At 70.2% G+C, this 17,600-nt stretch carries 15 protein-coding genes; 8 read left to right on the top strand and 7 right to left on the bottom strand.

Annotation, left to right across the window (positions count from 1 at the left end; translation table 11 throughout):
• Positions 1–363: 363 nt before the first annotated feature.
• Positions 364–2,070: a glutamine--tRNA ligase/YqeY domain fusion protein gene (locus ACIRDX_RS13270; protein WP_396625913.1), complete on the bottom strand. Its 1,707-nt coding sequence runs from the start codon at positions 2,068–2,070 to the stop codon at positions 364–366.
• A 313-nt stretch (positions 2,071–2,383) separates the two neighbouring features.
• Between ACIRDX_RS13270 and ACIRDX_RS13265 the strand changes: the two genes are divergently transcribed.
• Together ACIRDX_RS13265 and ACIRDX_RS13260 are read left to right on the top strand one after the other, a co-directional pair.
• Positions 2,384–2,659: a helix-turn-helix transcriptional regulator gene (locus tag ACIRDX_RS13265; RefSeq protein WP_396625912.1), complete on the top strand. Its 276-nt coding sequence runs from the start codon at positions 2,384–2,386 to the stop codon at positions 2,657–2,659.
• Positions 2,656–3,162: a hypothetical protein gene (locus tag ACIRDX_RS13260; RefSeq protein WP_396625911.1), complete on the top strand. Its 507-nt coding sequence runs from the start codon at positions 2,656–2,658 to the stop codon at positions 3,160–3,162. Before ACIRDX_RS13265 ends, ACIRDX_RS13260 begins: the two co-directional genes overlap by 4 nt.
• Positions 3,163–3,352: 190 nt before the next feature.
• On the opposite strand, the gene ACIRDX_RS13255 is transcribed toward ACIRDX_RS13260, so the two are convergent.
• The 3 genes from ACIRDX_RS13255 to ACIRDX_RS13245 all read right to left on the bottom strand — a co-directional run bounded on the left by ACIRDX_RS13255 (position 3,353) and on the right by ACIRDX_RS13245 (position 5,075).
• A complete protein-coding gene (locus tag ACIRDX_RS13255; RefSeq protein ID WP_396625910.1) occupies positions 3,353–3,640 on the bottom strand; it encodes a hypothetical protein in 288 nt (95 codons plus the stop codon).
• Positions 3,641–3,651: 11 nt separating this feature from the next.
• Complete coding sequence (locus ACIRDX_RS13250; RefSeq protein ID WP_396625909.1) at positions 3,652–4,161, bottom strand: universal stress protein; 510 nt, start codon at positions 4,159–4,161, stop codon at positions 3,652–3,654.
• Positions 4,162–4,523: 362 nt separating this feature from the next.
• Entirely contained in the window at positions 4,524–5,075 is a 552-nt protein-coding gene (locus ACIRDX_RS13245) for a DJ-1/PfpI family protein (RefSeq protein WP_396625908.1), read from the bottom strand.
• A gap of 195 nt (positions 5,076–5,270) precedes the next feature.
• On the opposite strand from ACIRDX_RS13245, the gene ACIRDX_RS13240 reads away from it, so the two are divergent.
• Positions 5,271–6,788, top strand: coding sequence for an ATP-binding protein (locus ACIRDX_RS13240; protein WP_396625907.1), 1,518 nt, complete (start codon positions 5,271–5,273; stop codon positions 6,786–6,788).
• Positions 6,789–6,853: 65 nt separating this feature from the next.
• On the opposite strand, the gene ACIRDX_RS13235 is transcribed toward ACIRDX_RS13240, so the two are convergent.
• Positions 6,854–8,785, bottom strand: a complete 1,932-nt coding sequence (locus ACIRDX_RS13235) for a hypothetical protein (RefSeq protein WP_396625906.1) — start codon at positions 8,783–8,785, stop codon at positions 6,854–6,856.
• Positions 8,786–8,896: 111 nt separating this feature from the next.
• On the opposite strand from ACIRDX_RS13235, the gene ACIRDX_RS13230 reads away from it, so the two are divergent.
• From ACIRDX_RS13230 to ACIRDX_RS13215, 4 genes are all read left to right on the top strand, one after another.
• Entirely contained in the window at positions 8,897–9,904 is a 1,008-nt protein-coding gene (locus tag ACIRDX_RS13230) for an ROK family protein (RefSeq protein ID WP_396625905.1), read from the top strand.
• Positions 9,905–9,932: 28 nt separating this feature from the next.
• The gene (locus ACIRDX_RS13225) at positions 9,933–11,972 is read left to right on the top strand and encodes a hypothetical protein (RefSeq protein WP_396625904.1); all 2,040 of its coding nucleotides are present in this window, start codon (positions 9,933–9,935) and stop codon (positions 11,970–11,972) included.
• Between the two features lie 108 nt (positions 11,973–12,080).
• Entirely contained in the window at positions 12,081–12,743 is a 663-nt protein-coding gene (locus ACIRDX_RS13220; RefSeq protein WP_396625903.1) for a class I SAM-dependent methyltransferase, read from the top strand.
• 89 nt (positions 12,744–12,832) lie between these two features.
• Positions 12,833–13,381: a hypothetical protein gene (locus ACIRDX_RS13215; protein WP_396625902.1), complete on the top strand. Its 549-nt coding sequence runs from the start codon at positions 12,833–12,835 to the stop codon at positions 13,379–13,381.
• Positions 13,382–13,397: 16 nt separating this feature from the next.
• Here ACIRDX_RS13215 and ACIRDX_RS13210 read toward each other — a convergent pair whose 3' ends face one another.
• Together ACIRDX_RS13210 and ACIRDX_RS13205 are read right to left on the bottom strand one after the other, a co-directional pair.
• Entirely contained in the window at positions 13,398–14,489 is a 1,092-nt protein-coding gene (locus tag ACIRDX_RS13210) for a site-2 protease family protein (RefSeq protein WP_396625901.1), read from the bottom strand.
• Positions 14,490–14,694: 205 nt separating this feature from the next.
• The gene (locus ACIRDX_RS13205) at positions 14,695–15,936 is read right to left on the bottom strand and encodes an acyltransferase family protein (protein WP_396625900.1); all 1,242 of its coding nucleotides are present in this window, start codon (positions 15,934–15,936) and stop codon (positions 14,695–14,697) included.
• Positions 15,937–16,121: 185 nt separating this feature from the next.
• On the opposite strand from ACIRDX_RS13205, the gene ACIRDX_RS13200 reads away from it, so the two are divergent.
• Entirely contained in the window at positions 16,122–17,315 is a 1,194-nt protein-coding gene (locus ACIRDX_RS13200) for a Gfo/Idh/MocA family protein (RefSeq protein ID WP_396625899.1), read from the top strand.
• The last annotated feature ends 285 nt before the right edge of the window (positions 17,316–17,600 follow it).

Here is a 17,600-nt window from a genome sequence, read left to right as displayed (position 1 = left end):
ACGCGCTCGCGGGCGACCGCGAACACTGCCTCGCCGCGGGGATGAACGACTACCTGGCCAAGCCCGTGCGCCGGGAGGCGCTGGCCGAGATGCTCGCGCGCTACGCGCCAGCGGCGGCCTGACGCGCCTGTGGCGCGTCAGGCCGCATGCCGCGATGCTGCGATGCCGGGAACGCCGCCAAGCCCTTCTACCTTCTACCTTCTACCTTCTACCTTCTACCTTCTACCTTCTACCTTCTACCTTCTACCTTCTACCTTCTACATGAAGCATGAAGCATGAAGCATGAAGCATGAAGCATGAAGCATGAAGCATGAAGCATGAAGCATGAAGCATGAGGCATGCGCCATGCGCCATGCGCCATGCCTACCCGTTCGCCTTCTCGATCTTCGCCCACGAGTCGCGTAGCGTCACGGTGCGGTTGAAGACCGGGCGTCCGGGTGTGCCATCGGGGTCGGCACAGAAGTAGCCCAGGCGCTCGAACTGCCAGGTGATGCCGGCAGTCGCGTCGCCCAGCGAGGGCTCCACGAGGGCGTCGGTCACCTCGAGCGCGTGCGGGTTCATCTCCTCGGTGAAGTGGCGCGTGTCGTCGGTGCCGGGCTGCTCGGTCGTGAACAGCCGATCGTAGAGGCGCACCTCGGCGCGGACTGCGTGCGGCGCCGACACCCAGTGCAGCGTGCCCTTCACGCGACGCTGCTCGCCCGCCGATCCCCCGCGCGTGTCGGGGTCGTAGGTGCAGCGCAACTCCACCACCTCGCCGGCCTCGTCCTTCACCACCGATTCGCAGCGGATGATGTAGGCGTAGCGAAGCCGGACCTCGTTGCCCGGGAACAGGCGGAAGAACTTCTTCGGCGGGACCTCGCGGAAGTCGTCCTGCTCGATGTAGAGCTCACGCGAGAACGGCACCTGGCGGGTGCCGGCGGCTTCGTCCTCGGGGTTGTTGATCGCCTCCATCATCTCGACCTGCCCCTCGGGGTAGTTCTCGATGACGATCTTCAGCGGCTTGAGCACCGCCATGGCGCGCGGTGCGACGCGATTGAGGTCCTCGCGGACGCTGTGCTCGAGCAGCGCCACGTCGATCAGGCTCTCGTTCTTGGCCACGCCGATGCGCGCGCAGAACTCGCGGATGGACGTCGGCGTGTAGCCACGGCGACGCATCCCCGAGATGGTGGGCATGCGCGGGTCGTCCCAGCCGGACACGATCTTCTTCTCCACCAGTTCGAGCAGCTTGCGCTTGCTCATCACCGTGTAGGTGAGGTTCAGGCGCGCGAACTCGATCTGCTGGGGGTCGCCGGGCAGGTCGGGGAACTGCTCGATGATCCAGTTGTAGAGCGGCCGGTGATCCTCGAACTCCAGCGTGCAGAGCGAGTGCGTGATCCCCTCGATGGCGTCCGACAGCGCGTGCGCGAAGTCGTACATCGGGTAGAGGCACCAGCGATCGCCGGTCCGGTGGTGATGCGCGTGCCGGATGCGGAACAGCGTCGGGTCGCGCATGTTCATGTTCGGCGACGCCATGTCGATCTTCGCGCGCAGCACGTGCGACCCGTCCGGGAACTCGCCGGCGCGCATGCGCTCGAACAGCGACAGGTTCTCGTCGGCCGGGCGATCACGGAACGGCGAGTTGCGCCCGGGCTGCGTCAGCGTGCCGCGGTACTCGCGGATCTGGTCTGCCGTCAGGTCGTCGACGTAGGCGAGGCCGCGGCGGATCAGGGCGACGGCGCAGTCGTAGATCTGCTCGAAGTAGTCCGAGGCGTAGAACTCGCGCGTGTCCCAGTCGAACCCCAGCCAGCGGACGTCCGCGCGGATCGAGTCGACGTACTCGACGTCCTCCTTGGTCGGGTTCGTGTCGTCGAGGCGCAGGTTGCAGAGGCCCCCGAACTCGGACGCGACCCCGAAGTTCAGGCAGATCGACTTGGCATGGCCGATGTGGAGGTAGCCGTTCGGCTCGGGCGGGAAGCGCGTGTGCACGCGCGCCCCGTGACGACCGGCCTTGAGGTCCTCGCTGACGATCTGGCGAATGAAGTCCAGCGGCGCGGCTGGGGCCGGGCTGGCGTTGCTGGTGGCGTCGGACATGAACGGTTAGGCAGTAGCGAACGTCCGGCCTTGCGCCGGGCAATCTGCCTAGTGTACCCGCCGCGCGGAATCGCGGGGCGGATTCTCGTCGCCGCCCTGGCGTCGAGTTGCGCACCGGCACGACGTCATGCTCATGCGGAAACATGTTGTAGTTGAAGTTCGTAAAGTAGTATTAATGCTACGTAATGAATCCTTACTGCTTCCAAGCCAGTGCCGCAGGGCCAGGTGGGGCCATGGAACGCGACCGACACGCCTCCTGGTGCGTCGGCGTCGGGTCCGCGAGCCCGCTGGCCCACCCGAGGTGACGCCGCTCATGGCCCGCCCCACGAAGGCCCCGTCCGATCACGTCCACAACCGCATCGCCGTGCTGCGCGCCGAGCGGCGCATCAGCCGACAGGACCTGGCCGATGCGGTCGGTGTGCACTACCAGACCATCGGCTATCTGGAACGCGAGGAGTACAGCCCGACGCTTGCCCTTGCGCTGCGCATCGCCGAGTACTTCACGCTGCCCGTCGAGGCGATCTTCTCGACGCAGCCGTTCGCCCCGATGAGCACGGTCCTCTACAAGACCCCCGGAGAACACGCATGAGCCCTGAGACCTTCCTGCCCGGCGCCTCGACGCCAGCCGATCCTGTCGCCCTGCACGCCGATGCCTTGCTGCAGGATCGGCGACTCGACTGGCTGCGGCCACGCGCGCGGCGACGCGCTTTCGTCCTGGCGACGCTGGCCAGCATCGTGGGCGTCACCACCGCGTGCTTGCTCGATCGGTCGTGGCTCGTCGTGGTGATGCTGGTGCCCGCCTTCGGAGCGTGGTGGGGGCTGCAGCGCGTGGTGCGCGGTATCGCTGACCTGCCGGACGCCTACGTGGACGAACGCATGCGGCAGGTGCGCAACGGCTACTACCGGAAGGCCTACGTCCTGCTGGCGGGCCTCACCGCGGTGGTGCTGCTGGGGTTGTACCTCGCGGTGGATGCGCGCCGGGTGCAACTCGCCCTGCAGGCGCGTCATCTGCACGCCCTCTTCTGGGCGGTCGAGCTCCTGGCGCTGACGTTGCCCTCGATGCTCGTGGCGTGGAATGAGCCCGAAGTCTGACGCGACCTCGTCAGGCTTCGGGCTCGGGGCGATGCCGGGAGCCCGCCGGCAGGGGGTACCGGCAGGAAAGGGGGCGCCGGAGGCGGCGATTCCGCCGTCGCGGCACTCCGGCGCGCCGCCGTGGCTGCCTGCCGCCTCGCCCGATGCGACAGCGGTCACGGCCCTTCGGCGGCCGGCATCGCAGGCCAGGCTACATGGCGAACACGGGGTCGAGCGTGCGCAGGACGTCGGCCCGGCAGTAGTGCCCACCCGAGGTGCGGGTCAGCACGCCCGCGTCCACCAGGCTGTCGAGCACGTACCCGCACGTCGGTGCATCCATACCCCACAGGCGCTGGCCCTGCGGGCGCGTCAGGCTCAGCGACGGCTGCATGGCATACGCATCCATGACGACCGTGCGCCACTCCGGAACGCTGCGGCGGAGCTGGATCATCGGTTCCTCCTGCCACCAGGCGGCACCAGACATGGACGTCGCGGACATGGCGTCGGCTCTCATAGCGCCGTCAACTCCTGTTCGTGGGCAGGCGCCCACACCGGGGTCGTGGCGCGGAGGGTGTGATGCGGCACCGTGAGCACGGGGCACGGGGCCAGGCGCACCACGCGGTCGGCGACGCTGCCGAGCACCAGGCGCCGCACCGGGCCATAGCCGTGCGTGCCGACGACGATCAGGTCGGCACCGTGGCTGGCGGCGTACTGCGCGATCTCGCGTGCCGCCGGCAGTCCGGCCACGACGGTCCGGACGATCTGCGGGATGCCGACCGTGACGGGCAGCGTCCGGGCGGCGAGCATGCGTTCGGCGTCGGCGATGCTCTCCTGCTGCAGCGCCGAGAAGTCGAGCCCCGGTGCCTCCACGCTCCATGCCTGCTGGCGGGCGTCGGGGATGACATGCAACAGGTGAAGCGCGCTGCCGTGTGTGGCAGCCAGTTCGCAAGCGACGCGCAGCGCGTCGTCCGAGGTTTCGCTGAAGTCGATGGCGGCGACGATGGTGCGGAAGACCGACATACGCACCCTCCTGGGTGGCACGGGCCCGAGAGACCCGTGACTGACCCGAGAGAATGCATGGCGTGTGCCGAGTCGGCACACGCCGGATTGCCACCGAATTGGCAATCGGCCGCACGGCGCGGAACTTCAGTGTGGAAATTCCCCCCGGGGGAGGGGGGATGTTTCCGCCGTGCCGGAAATCCGGAAGCGGGGCAACGAGCCCGGCGCTCCGAGTCGCCCTGTCCTCGACGGTCGGGCCGCCTCTCCGAGGCATCGCCCAAGCCCCCGGTAGAGCCGGCGCTCCGAGCCCGGCCCACTGGTCAACCCGCGGGCTACAGGCGACGGGCTACTGGCAGCCTGTCGCCTGTGGCCTGCAGCCCCTTCTAGCCCAGGCAGGCGAACACTTCGCGATAGAACTCCGGGTGTGACTCCCACGTCTGGCCCGTCACCAGACGCCCGTCGCGGACGGCCTGCTCGGTGGCCACGTAGGTCGCCCCGGCCGCCTCGAGTTCCCAGCGGCAGTTCACGTACGCCGTGACGCGCTTGTCCGCGATCAGGCCGGCCGCGGCCAGCACCTGCACGCCGTGGCAGATGGCGAACACCCACTTGCCGGCCGCGTCGAACGCCCGCACCAGGCCGATCACGCGCGGGTCGTGGCGCAGGTACTCCGGCGCGCGCCCGCCGAGGACGAGGATGGCCTCGTACCCGGCCGGGTCGGCCTCGTCGAACGTGAGGTCCGACTCGGCGCCGTAGCCGGGCTTCTCGATGTACGTGTCCCAGCCCGGCTCGAAGTCATGAATCACCAGGTGGAGGCGCCGGCGACTGGGCGCCGCGATGTCGGCCACCCAGCCAGCCTCCTGGAAGCGCTGCTTGGCGTACAGGCATTCGAAGCTCTCGCCGGCGTCGCCGGTGATGATGAGGATGTGGCGGCTCATGAGATGTCCTTGGTTAGCTGTTCGGCTTCGGTGTGCGAAATCGCGCGCAATCCTGACCAAATCGTGACGATTGATGACACCGGAACGCTGCAGAACCGGGCCTTGCGGGGCGATAGTGAATGGTAAGCTCGAAGGTCCTGTTGCGACAGTCGCGCGCGGTTCACCGGTTGGCCCAGGCTCCAGAGGTCCATCGCCATGAAGACGCCGTCTCTCGACCTTTTCAAGCTGGCCTTCGAGTCGTCCCCGAGCGGCAAGCTGGTGACCGATGACGCCGGCACGATTCTGCTCGCGAACAAGGAAACCGAGCGGCTCTTCGGCTACGGCCCAGGCGAACTGATCGGGCGGCCGGTCGACGCCCTCGTCCCCCAGCGGCTGAGGCAGCGGCATGCCGAAGACCGGCAGTCGTTCCACGGGGCGCCGCAGGCGCGCCGCATGGGTGCCGGACGAGACCTGTACGGCCTGCGCAAGGACGGCACGGAGATCCCGATCGAGATCGGCCTGAATCCCGTGCAGACCCCCGACGGCCTGCGCATCCTCACGTCGATCGTCGACATCAGCGCGCGCCGGACCCTCGAGGCCCAGCTGCGCCAGGCCCAGAAGCTCGAAGCCGTGGGCACGCTGGCCGGCGGCATCGCGCACGACTTCAACAACCTGCTGCGCAGCATCATCGGCTACACCGAACTCGCGTCCGACGCCGTCACTGATCCGTCTGTCCGCGCCGACCTGGACCAGGTGCGGAAGGCTGCCGCGCGTGGGCAGGAACTCGTGCTCCGGATGCTGGCGTTCAGCCGGCCCAGCGAGCCGCAGCGGGGGCCGACCAGCCTGGCGGCGCCCTGCCGCGAGGCCGTCGACCTGCTGCGGTCCACGATCCCCTCGCTCATCGAAATCCGCTGGCGCAGCGCCGACGAGGCGCCTGCCGTACGGGCCGATGGCACGCAGATGCAGCAGGTGGTGATGAACCTGGTGACCAACGCCGCCCAGGCCATCGGCGACGCCTGCGGGTGCGTCGACGTGTCGCTGGCGCCCTTCAGGGCCACCGAGGCCTTCCTGGCGGCGCATCCTGGCGCCATCGGCGGGCTCTACGCGCGCTTGTCGGTCTCCGACACCGGCCCGGGCATGAGCGAGGAGACGCGGCAGCATGCCTTCGAGCCCTTCTACACGACCAAGCCCGTGGGGAAGGGGACCGGCCTCGGCCTCTCGGTGGTGCATGGCATCGCCCAGGCCGCCGGCGGTCTGGTGCACATCGACAGCCGGGTCGGTGTCGGCACGACGGTGCACGTCTACCTGCCGGCGGCGGAGGCCCCGGCTCTCGCGCCGGTCGTGTCTCCGGACACGGCCACTGGGCCGCACGTCCTCTTCGTGGACGACGAGGAGGCCATCAAGGAGCTCAGCCGTCGACAGCTCGAGAATGCGGGCTTCCGGGTCACGGCCTTCTCCTCGAGCTTGAAGGCGCTCGAGGAGTTCCGCCAACAGCCCGACGACTTCGCCCTGCTCGTCACCGACAACACGATGCCGAAGATGTCGGGCTTGCAGCTTGCGCAAGAGGTGCTGGCGCTGCGGCCGGGCATGCGCGTGCTGCTCGTGTCGGGCCTCGTGGACATGCTGGCCCCCGAGGTGATCTACGAGCGGGGCATCTCAGGCCTCCTGCGCAAGCCGCACACGGGCGCCCAGCTCGTCGCGGCGGCGCGCGCCCTCACCGACACCTCGTCCTGATCGAGCTGAACACCTGGTGACGGACGCGGCCGTACGGTTTCCGTATGGCCACGTTCGCGTGGCGATCACCGTGGCGGCACGTACCCGCGCGGCACGAACTCGAGGGCAACGGCCGTGCCCGGCGTTGCCTCGTCTGGCGCCGGCTGCCAGGTCGCGTAGAGCGCATCGAGCGTCGCTCGCGGGCCGCATCCGAGGTCGCCCGTGAGGTCCTCGCGGAAGGTCACCAGCTTGAGGGCAGCCGGGGCAGCTGCGGTCAGCCTGACGAGTGTGCCCTCCACGTCCACGACGTAGGTCGGCGCGCCTGCGCTGCATTCGACCCGCACCAGGTACCCGAAGCCGCGACGTTGACCTGCGGCAGCGCTGATGAAGTCTGGCGCGAGGCGCGGCCGTGTCTGCGTGAACGACATGCCGGCATCACTCACCTTCACGCCGTGGGTCCGCTCCGCGGCGGCGATCCGGGCCTGGTGCTTCTGGTACGCCTCCAGCTCTGCGGCCAGTCCCGTCGCGTCCGACCTGAGGGCGTCGTCGCGCGTCCGGGTGGCGGCCATCCGCGCGAGCGCCTTGGCGGCCGCCACATCGTTGGCCTGGGCGCGCAACTGCGCGAGGCCGAGGATGTACACGTCGCGCGAGGGGACGAGCGTGAGCGCCTGCTGCTCGGCAAGGATGGCCTCGCCGGTGCGCGCCGGGTCTCGGGCCAGCACGAGGGCGAGCAGGTGATGGGCGTCGGCGAAGGCGGGGTTCAGGGCGATGCTGCGGCGCACGGCCTGCTCCTGGCGCTGCTGCAGCGCGCGTGCGTCGCCGCTGCTCGCCGCCTGCAGGTCGTCCTCGAGCACGGCTGCGAGCTGGTAGTGCGTCATGGACGACGCCCGGTCGCTCGCCGCAGCCCGCTCGAGGAACGTCCGCGCGTCGGCGTGGCGGCCCTCCTTCAGGGCGCTGCGCGCCTGGACCTCGTTGGCGACGGGGCAGCCGGGATCCAGTGCCAGCGCCCGCGCCACCTGGGCCTGCGAGGCGGCGCCGAGGTCCAGGCGCTGCAGCAGGTCGCCGAGCAGGGCATGGGCATCGGCCTCCGGGATCGCGGTGACGGGCAGGCGCGCGATCTTCGTGAGCCGCTCGTCGAAGGTCACCACCTGCTGCATGAACCGCCCCACATCGATGTAGGCCCGCAACTCCCGCTCGAGCTGTGCCGCGGGCACGCCCAACTGCTCCTGGGCCGCCGCGTCGAGCGGGCGCCCCGCCGCGAGCACCGCGACGAACGTCTGTGCCTTCGCGGCGTAGCGCTGCTGGTTGCCGAGGAACAGGTAGTGGATCAGGGCCCACGACTCGGCTTCGAAGATGTCGCGCCGGTCCTTGCGGGTGTACTCGGGGGACTCGCGCGTGGCCGCGATCACCGCTGGCAGTGGCAGGAACGACTGCCGCAGTAACGTGACGTACGCCTCGTCAGGGCGCCCCACGTAGGCCTGCTCGCGGTTGTACGCGGCCTGGAAGGTGGCGAAGTACGAGGCGAGGCCCTGGCTGGCCCACAGGGGGAGGGCGCCGCGTTGGTCGTCCATCAGCAGGTGCACGTACTCCCAGTACAGCACCGGCATGTGGGTCTCGAGATCCTCGAGGTTGAGCACCATGTGGCTCATGTCCTCGCCGGGCAGGTAGTAGCCGCTGATGCGCGGGGCGTTGGGCGGCCTTGGCGGGGAGAACTGCTCGAACGCGCGCTGGTTGCCGAAGGCCACCACGCGCGCCCGACGCGCCGCCGGTTTCTTGAGATCGGGGAAGATCTGCTCCATCGCCTGCCGGAACTGCTCGAGGCGATCGGCCAGGCCCCGCAGGTCACGTTCACCGGCCGTGCCGACGATGTCGAAGTTCGGCGTTTCGAGTCGCTTCCAGTTCTTCTGGGCGCCCACCTCCTGCGCCCGCGCGCCGGTGGTCATCAGCACGAGTGCCGCCAGGACCACGCCGACCACGCCGAGGGCACGCCTCCGCGCGCCACGCTTCTCGTGCCTCATGCACCCTCCCCGGATGACTCCCCTGGATCGACGGACATGATACGGCGAGTTCCCGCAGCACCGAGGGCCTTTCTCCTCGACAGCCGCACCGTTTTCTGGTGAATTGTGCCGATGCAGCTCATCGCGGGCATCGACCTCGGCGGCACGGCCGTCAACTACACGCTCATCGATCTCGACGGACGCTTCCTCATCGAGGACCTCTGTGAACACCCGGCCCGCAGTGTCGAGGGCCCGGACGTGTGCCTGCAGCAGATCGAGGACGGCCTCGCCATCGCGGTCGCTCGGGTGGGCGCCTCGCCGGCCGACGTGATTGCCGTCGGCCTCGACACCCCCGGGCCTGCCAGCGCGACGGGCGTGCTGAGCGCGAAGGGCTCCACCAACTTCGTCCACCCGAACTGGGCAGGCTTCGACCTGCCGGGCAACCTCACCGTGCGCCTGAAGAAGCCGGTGTGCTACCTGAACGACGGCAACGCCGGGGCGCTCTGGGGCCACTACAACATCTTCGGCAGCACCCCGGCCACGTCCATCTCGGCGATCGTCGGCACCGGCCTCGGCGGCGGCGTCATCGTCGACGGCAAGGTCGTGACGGGGCGCGGCGGCTTCGGGGGAGAGTGCGGCCACGTCCTGATCCCGACGCAGCGCATCAAGGGCCTCGAGGACGTGGACCCGCCCTGCAACTGCGGCCGTGTCGGCGACCTCGAGTCGGTGTGCTCGCTCACCGCGATCCGGCGCACGCTGCTGCCCACGTTCCTCGCGAAGTACCCCGGACATGAACTCGCCGCGCTCGATCCGAAGGACGCGGCCAAGAAGGTGCGCGGCATGGCCGAGCGGGGCGACGCCATGTGCCGCGACATCTTCCGCGCGCAGGCCCACGCCCTCGGGCTGTTCTTCGACCAGATGGTCAACACGTTCGACCCCGACGCCCTCATCGTCGGGGGAGGCGCCATCGAAGCCTCGGCCGACTTCCAGGCCTGGTTCCTCGGCGAGATTCGTGCGGGCATGCCCGTGCAGCGCGAGGAGCAGGCCGACATCCCCATCCGCATCATGCCCAACGGCGACACGGCCGGTGCGCGCGGCGCGGCGATCGAGGCGCTGCGGCTGGCCAGGGCCGTCGCCTGATTCGCACGATGCGCTAGCATCGGCGACCATGCCCACCCACTCTTGCCGGGCGCGCTCGTGGCGCGCCCGCGTCGGCGGCGCCGTGGCGCTCGCGTTCGCCTGCCTGGCCACGCCCGGCAGCGCCCAGTCCGTGGCCGATGCGCCCTTCCCGCAGCAGCGCGCGGTGGCGGGCCCGGCCCCAGCCGCCGCGAGTCCTGGCGCCGCGTCGCCCGCCGTGCCGGCCGGCACGCTGCACATCGCCCATGGGCCCGACGGTCGGCACGCCATCGTCGTGGGCGCCGAACTGCGTGAGTGGCGGTCGGGGCAGTGGTCGCCGGTGCGGATCGGCGACGACACCGAGGGCTGGTCTCCCGCGTCCATCGCCGCGATTGCCTGGGATGGTGCGGGCAGCCTGTGGGTGGGCACCTCGCAGGGCGTGGCGACGCGCGACGCCGGCGGGCGCTGGCGCTTCATCGATCCGCGACGCGGCCTGCCCGTGCTCGGCATCACGTCCCTGGCGGGGATCCAGGCCGGTGGCGTGTGGGTCGGCACGGTCGACGGCGCCGTGCGCCTCGGCGCCGACGGCACCATCGAGTACCGACAGGGCCGCCGTTGGCTGCCACACGACGAGATTCGTCGCGTCACCGTGGATGCCTCGGGCACGGCGTGGTTCGACACCCCGGCCGGCACGGGTGGTATCGGCACAACACCGACCACGCTCGCCGCGAAGGCGACGGCCTACGACGCCGACATCGACCGCCATCATCGGCGCACGCCCTACGGGTACGTGGTCGAGGCACACCTGCGCACGCCGGGCGACCGCGCCACGGCATACACGACCGACAACGACAACGACGGCCTGTGGACGGGCATGTACGGCGCGGCGCAGGCCTTCGCGTGGGCGGCCACGCGCAGCCAGACGTCTCGGCAGCGGGCCCGCCGCGCCTTCGAGGCGCTGCGCTTCCTCGTCGACGTCACGCGGGGCGGCACCCCCGCCGTCGACGACGGGTTCCCGGCGCGCAGCATCCTGCCGACCAGCGGCCCCGATCCGAATGGCACGGCCTACACGCCGGAGGCCGACCGCAAGCACAAGGAGCGCGACGCCTACTGGAAGGTGCTCTCGCCGCGCTGGCCACGCAGCGCCGACGGGCAGTGGTTCTGGAAGACCGACACCAGCTCGGACGAGCTCGACGGGCACTACTTCTTCTACGCGCTCTATCACGACCTCGTGGCGCGCGACGACGCCGAACGTGCCGAGGTCGCGGCCGTGGTCCGCCGCATCACGGACCACCTGTTGTCGCACGACTTCACGCTGCAGGACCACGACGGGACGCCGACGCGCTGGGCGGTCTTCGGCCCAGCGGCGCTCAACCTGAGCCCGCGATGGATGGAGGAGCGCGGCCTCAACAGCCTGTCGATGCTCACGTACCTGCGCGTGGCGCACCACATGACGGGTGATGCGCGCTACGACACGGCCGCGCGCGAGCTGGTCACGCGGCACGGCTACGCGAACAACCTGCTGTTTCCGAAGGTCACCTCCGGCGTCGGCGGCGGCAACCAGTCCGACGACGAGATGGCCTTCATGAACTACTACCATCTCCTGAAGTACGAGACGGACGCCGTGGTCCGTGCCGCTGCGGCGCGCTCGCTGCGCGACTACTGGCGGCTCGAGCGGCCCGAGCGCAACCCCTTCTTCAACCTCGTTGCCGGCATCTCGTTGCGCGGGATGGCGTACACCGACGCCTTCGGCACCGACTCGCTCGCCCCGAAGGACGAGGAATGGGTGCCCGACACGGTCGACACCCTGCGGCGCTTCCCCGTGGACCTGGTCGATCACGGCCTGCGCAACGCGCACCGGCTCGACGTGCAGCCGCTGCCATCGCACGTCCGCCCGGACGGCGGGCGCGCGGCCGGCCTGCTCACGCGCGACGGCAAGGTGCTGCCGGTCGACGAGCGCATGGTGTTCCACTGGAACGTCGATCCGTACGTCCTCGATTACGCAGGGCGTGGGACGCGGCTTGCAGACGGCACCTCCTTCCTGCTGCCGTACTACATGGCGCTGCACCACGGGATCATCGTCAAGCCGTAGCGTCGCCGGCCTGTCGATGTGTCGCAGTGGTGGGGTGGCGACCTGTCGAAGGGTGTTGGCGTGCGCGAGGCCCTTTCGGCGCGTGCCCGTGCGGGGCATACTGGCGCCATGTCCGAGTCGGCTCGCGTCGACGTCCCCGCCCTGACCACCCACTGGGACCGCATCTACACCTCGAAGCCCGCCGAGGAGTGCAGCTGGCACGAGCCAGCGCCGTTGCGAGCGCTCGAGGCCATCCTCGACGTGGCCGAGTGGGTCGACTCGCCCATCGTCGACGTCGGCGGCGGCGAGTCGCGCCTCGTCGACCTGCTGCTCGAGCTCGGCTACCGCAACGTCAGCGTCGTCGACATCAGCGAGCAGGCGCTGCAGCGTGCGCGCGCGCGCCTCGGCGAGGCCGAGGGCCTGGTCGACTGGCTGACGGCCGACGTGGGCGTGCCCATGGCCTCCGACGAGCCGCCGTGGCCCCGCGCCCCCTTCGCGGTGTGGCACGACCGGGCGGTGTTCCACTTCCTCGTCGACCCCGCGCAGCAGGCCGCGTACCTGGCTCGGCTGCGCGCCTCGGTCGGCCATGGCGGTCACGTGGTGCTGGCCACCTTCGATGAGCACGGCCCCGAGCAGTGCAGCGGCCTGCCCGTGCAGCGTCGCAGCCTCGAGGAGCTCTCGCGTGTGCTGTCGGACGACTTCGAACTCCGGGCGGCGGCGCGCTTCACGCACCTGACGCCCTGGGGCGCGGCACAGCCATTCGTGCGGTGCACGTGGCAGCGGGTCGGCTGACCGGTCGGCGAACCTGACAGCGCAGGGCGCCATGCCCTGCAGGCTCCGGCCATGCTTGGCCGGCGCGCCGAGCGCCACTACGCTGGGGCATGCCGCTGCTCGTGCTCGGCCTCGTCGGGGTGTTCCTGGTGGCCGCGGTGGTGCTCGTGCCGCTCTCGGTCGTCCAGCGGTATCGCGTCGGCAGTCGTCGACAGCGCGCGCGATCGTGGGTGGCGTTGCTCCAGGTCGCCGTGTTCACGCTGTCAGCCGGCCTCCTCGTGGTCGGGGCCGCCATCAGCAGTCTGTGGGTGCCGTCTGCGCTGCTCGCTGCGTCGGGTGGACTGTTCGGAGGCGTGCTGGTCGGCGCGATCGGTGCGGCACTCAGCCGCTGGGATCACCACGACGGCGTGATCGCGTTCACGCCCAATCGATGGCTCGCGCTGTCGCTGGCAGCGGTGGTGGCGGGGCGCCTGGCGTACGGCGCCTGGCGCGTGTGGGCGGCGTGGAGCACGGGAGCGCCCGCGGCGTGGACCGGCGCCGGCATCGCCGGGTCGATGGCCGCCGGTGCGCTCCTGGTCGGCTACGGACTCGGCTTCTGGGTCGGCGTCCGCTGGCGGATCACGCGGCAGCGGTCCCTGCTGACCCGAACGCCGCGGTGAGGGGCCGCCAGGCGCATCAAGGCCGCGGGCCGGCCAGATCCTGCGCGAGGGCGTCGACCTGGTCCGCGATGGCCTGCGCGGCACCGGGATCCATCGCCCGCGGCAGGGCCCGTCGTGTGGCGGCGAGGGCCTCGCGGGCCTCGTCGTCGCGCCCTTCGAGCCAGGCCAGGCCGGCGGCCGCCAGCGGTCGCTGGTACTGGTCGACGAAGCCGCCCGATGCCTGCGCCAGCCAGTCGCGCGCGGCCGCCGCGTCACGACCGTGCCGGGCCCAGAACCAGGCGAGATCCAGGGCGACCATCTGTCGCATGCCGTCGGGAAACACCTGGATGCGGGCGCCGACCTCACGAGCCGCGCGGGTGGCGCCGTCGAGGTCCCCGCGATCGACGTGGACATGGAGCAACGGGAGCCAGAGCGCGAGTTGGTCGCGAGGCTCGGTCGCTTCGGCGAGCGCGTCGGTGAACTCGGCCGGGTCGGTGTCGCGCGGGCGCTGCCCCGCCATCGTCCTCAGTATCAACGCCATCCGTCGCGCACGGCGGGCTGGTGCGTCGCCGCCCCGCACCAGGGCGAGCGCCTGCGCGCCGTCGCTCTGGAACCCGCCGCTGCTCATGGGCAACATGGTGGCCGCGGCGATGAGCAGGCTCGTGACGCCCACCAGCAAGCCCCAGGGCGCGAGGGGGCCGTCAGACCGCGAGAGGAGCAGGCCCGTGCCCGCCAGGGCAAGGCTTGCCAGCGGCCCGCCGAGGACGACGGCCAGCATCTCGCGCGTGACGTCTGCGCCCTCGCGGGGCAGCGAGGCCGCAAGGCCACCCCAGGTCGGCCACGCCCGGTTGAACGACCACGCGAGGCCGCGTCCCCCGCGCACCACCCGTAGCGGGCCGACCAGGAGCAGGAGGAAGCGCCACCCGCAGAGGCGCGCGGCAAGCACGTGCCCGAGCTCGTGAACGAGGATGACGAGCCACACCGCAAGCGGGATGCCGAGGAGCATCGTCGGTGCGCCAATGTCCCGGATGGCGGCATCGAAGGCCGGATTGCGGCCCATCGATCGACCGACGAAGAGACCGAGGCCCAGTGCGCCGGCCATGAATGCCAGCAGGAGCACGATCCGCATGACGTGTGTGCGGGCGGGCGCTGGACCGGCGCCCGCCGGGGGTGTCGACATGCCTGAGTTGACGACCCGAGGCGCCGACACGTTCCGCGCGTCACGGCCCGAGCCCGCACGCCTGTTTCCACGCGCGCATGGTCACTGCTGACCGCCAACTGCCGACTGCCGACTGCCGACCGCCGACTGCCGACTGCCGACTGCCGACTGCCGTTCAGATCCTGAGAAACAGCTTCCGCTTGTACATCCAGTACAGGGTGAGCCAATACACCCCGAGCACGGCGACGCCCTCCACGAACGGCGCGGGGCCGGCGCCGAAGCTCTCGAAGATGCCCTGCCCGAGGTGCGTCTTGAACGACGAGACGATGAAGCCCTCCCAGAGGTGCGCGATCAGGTAGGCCGCGATCGAGTTCAGGCCGATCACGATCAGCGGGAACGCCCACCGCTTGTAGCCACGCATGTCGATCACCCAGGAGAAGGCGGCCAGCAGCAGGTAGCAGAGGCCACCGCTGAACAGCGTCCACGCCGGCGTCCACACCTTCTTGACGACCGGGTTGATGCCGAGCGCGTGCAGCACCACGCCGCCGGCCAGCAGTGCCGTGCCCGTCACGAGCAGCCACCTGAGGGGAATGGCGGGCGAGGCCTCGCGCAACCGTCGGCCTGCGATGAGGCCGAGCAGCATCGTGCCGAGCGTCGGGATGAAGCTGAGCGTGAGGTAGCCGCCGCGGTTGGCGACAAACGGCGTCTCGCGCGGGAACAGGTTCAGGAACCACGTGTCGAAGGCGTGGCCCAGGTTGGCGTTCTTGTTCCAGTGCGCCATGAAGCCGGAGTAGTGATGCGCCCAATCGGCCGGCACGCCGACGGCGGCGTAGTCGTAGCCGGGGCCGGGCACCGGGTAGAGCGCCCAGGCGAGCCAGTAGCCAGTCAGGATCACGCCGAGGGCTGTCCACAGCGTCCGCGTCGAGCGCGTCGCCAGGAGGAACAGGAACGGGTAGCCCATGCCGATCTGGGACAGCGTGTCCTCGAAGGTGAAGTTGGTGTGCGTGCGCCCGACCGAGCGCAGGAAGACGCCGAGGGCGATGAGCAGCAGCGACCGCCACAACGCATGCGCGAAGGCCTTCGGGAAGCCATCGGTGGCCAGTCGCCGTGCGAAGGAGTAGGGCAGCGCCACGCCCACCAGCAGCGAGAACGACGGCTGGATCAGGTCGTGGAGCGAGGCCCAGGCCCATGGCACGTGCGATTGGTGGAAGGCCAGCACGCCGAGCAGCCAGCTCCCGGGATAGGCGGCCGCGACCGCCGCCAGGCGCAGCACCTCGGCCATCATCAGGAACATCACGAAGCCGCGATACGCGTCGACCGCGACGTTGCGGACGGTGGGCGTCGCCGGCCCGGCACCGGTCGGGGCGCCCGCGGGCGCGGCTGCGCCTGCCGCAGGACGGGAGGGGAGGTCGTGCATGGGGCACAGCGTACAACCAGAATGCTGGGAATGCCGAGAATGCCGGGAATGCCGGGAACTAGAAGCCCCAAGGCTCCAAGGCCCGAAGGCCCCAAGCCCCAAGCCCCAAGCCCCAAGCCCCAAGCCCCAAGCCCCAAGCCCCAAGCCCCAAGCCCCAAGCCCCAAGCCCGTATAGTTTGTCCCCCATGCGCAGTCACTCGATCACGATGCTCGGCACCGGCCTCATCGGCGACTTCTACACGCGGACCCTGCACGCGCAGCGCAGTCGCGACCACGTGGACGTGATCTACTCGCGGCAGCAGGCGCGCGCCGAGGCGTTCGCGGCCCGGTGGGGCATCCCGCACGCGATGACCGACATGGCAGCCGCGATCGCCCATCCACAAACCGACGTCGTCGTCGTGGCCCTGCCCAATCATCTGCACGAGGAAGCCGTCACGCTCGCCGCGAAGGCGGGGAAGGCCGTGTTGTGCACCAAGCCGCTGGGCCGCACGGCCGACGAGGCGTGGCGCATGCTGCAGGTGGTCGAGCAGGCCGGTGTCTTTGCGGGCTATCTCGAGGACCTCTGCTACACGCCGAAGACGCTCAAGGCCATCGCCTCCGTGCGCGAGGGCGCGGTGGGCGACGTGACATGGGTGCGGGCGCGCGAGGCGCACCCGGGGCCCCACGCCGCATGGTTCTGGGACGACCGGCTCACGGGCGGCGGCGCCATCATCGACCTCGGCTGCCACTGCATCGAGATCATCAGGAACTTCGTCGGCAAGGGGAATCGGCCGATCGAGGTGATGTGCTGGGCCGACACGCTGGTGCATCCGGTGGACGCCGAGGACAACGCCGTCGCCCTGATCCGCTTTGCATCCGGGGCGCTCGGGCAGTTCGAGGTGAGCTGGACGTTCCGTGGCGGCATGGACCTGCGCGACGAGGTCGCCGGCACCCACGGCACCATCTGGCTGAATCACTTCCTGCGCACCGGCTACGAGATGTTCACGGCTGCGAAGCGCGAGGGCTACGTGGCCGAGAAGGCCGAAACCGCCGAGGGCTGGCTGTTCCCCGTCGGCGACGAGGTCGCGGAACTGGGGTACGTCGACATGTTCACGGACATGTTCGACGCGATGGAGACCGGGCGGACGCCCCAGGAGACGTTCCACGACGGCTGCGTCGTCAACGCCGTGATGGACGCGGCCTACCGTTCGGCGCGCAGTCGCCAGTGGGAACCGGTCGCCCTGCCCGACTGGCGCAGCGGCGAGACGCCGCGGATCTCGGTCGACGTCGAGCGCTTCGAGGGCCACCTCGTGATCAAGCGCGAACTGCTGCCCGACGGTCGCGCCAAGCTGATCCTCCGCGACCCGGCCACCGGCGACTTCAGCGAGCGGGTACGGTAGGACTCAGGCTCAGGGCTCAAGGCTCAAGGCTCAGGGGGCAAGGCTCAGGGCTCAAGGCTCAGAGAGCATTCCGACTCCCGACGCCCGACTCCCGACGCCCGACTCCCGACTCCCGTCACCGAGTACCCGGTACCCGGTACCCGGTACCCGGGACCAGCTACCCGTGTTCACCTGTGCGCGTGGTGATTGCGCCAGAGAATCCGCAGCATCTTGAGGTTGATCGCGGCGAACCGGAGCAACTGCCACGGCAGGAACGTGCGCATGGCCACGGTGCGCGGCGTGGGC

Source organism: Luteitalea sp. (genome assembly GCF_044337415.1).
Classification (GTDB): Bacteria; Acidobacteriota; Vicinamibacteria; order Vicinamibacterales; family Vicinamibacteraceae; genus Luteitalea.
Note: the sequence above shows the minus strand (reverse complement) of the source record. Positions and strands in the feature narration are given on the sequence as shown.

Coding starts and splice junctions, on each gene's coding strand:
- ACIRDX_RS13270 (WP_396625913.1), bottom strand. CDS start 2,070: ATGTCCGACGCCACCAGCAACGCCAGCCCGGCCCCAGCCGCGCCGCTG.
- ACIRDX_RS13265 (WP_396625912.1), top strand. CDS start 2,384: ATGGCCCGCCCCACGAAGGCCCCGTCCGATCACGTCCACAACCGCATC.
- ACIRDX_RS13260 (WP_396625911.1), top strand. CDS start 2,656: ATGAGCCCTGAGACCTTCCTGCCCGGCGCCTCGACGCCAGCCGATCCT.
- ACIRDX_RS13255 (WP_396625910.1), bottom strand. CDS start 3,640: ATGTCCGCGACGTCCATGTCTGGTGCCGCCTGGTGGCAGGAGGAACCG.
- ACIRDX_RS13250 (WP_396625909.1), bottom strand. CDS start 4,161: ATGTCGGTCTTCCGCACCATCGTCGCCGCCATCGACTTCAGCGAAACC.
- ACIRDX_RS13245 (WP_396625908.1), bottom strand. CDS start 5,075: ATGAGCCGCCACATCCTCATCATCACCGGCGACGCCGGCGAGAGCTTC.
- ACIRDX_RS13240 (WP_396625907.1), top strand. CDS start 5,271: ATGAAGACGCCGTCTCTCGACCTTTTCAAGCTGGCCTTCGAGTCGTCC.
- ACIRDX_RS13235 (WP_396625906.1), bottom strand. CDS start 8,785: ATGAGGCACGAGAAGCGTGGCGCGCGGAGGCGTGCCCTCGGCGTGGTC.
- ACIRDX_RS13230 (WP_396625905.1), top strand. CDS start 8,897: ATGCAGCTCATCGCGGGCATCGACCTCGGCGGCACGGCCGTCAACTAC.
- ACIRDX_RS13225 (WP_396625904.1), top strand. CDS start 9,933: ATGCCCACCCACTCTTGCCGGGCGCGCTCGTGGCGCGCCCGCGTCGGC.
- ACIRDX_RS13220 (WP_396625903.1), top strand. CDS start 12,081: ATGTCCGAGTCGGCTCGCGTCGACGTCCCCGCCCTGACCACCCACTGG.
- ACIRDX_RS13215 (WP_396625902.1), top strand. CDS start 12,833: ATGCCGCTGCTCGTGCTCGGCCTCGTCGGGGTGTTCCTGGTGGCCGCG.
- ACIRDX_RS13210 (WP_396625901.1), bottom strand. CDS start 14,489: ATGCGGATCGTGCTCCTGCTGGCATTCATGGCCGGCGCACTGGGCCTC.
- ACIRDX_RS13205 (WP_396625900.1), bottom strand. CDS start 15,936: ATGCACGACCTCCCCTCCCGTCCTGCGGCAGGCGCAGCCGCGCCCGCG.
- ACIRDX_RS13200 (WP_396625899.1), top strand. CDS start 16,122: ATGCGCAGTCACTCGATCACGATGCTCGGCACCGGCCTCATCGGCGAC.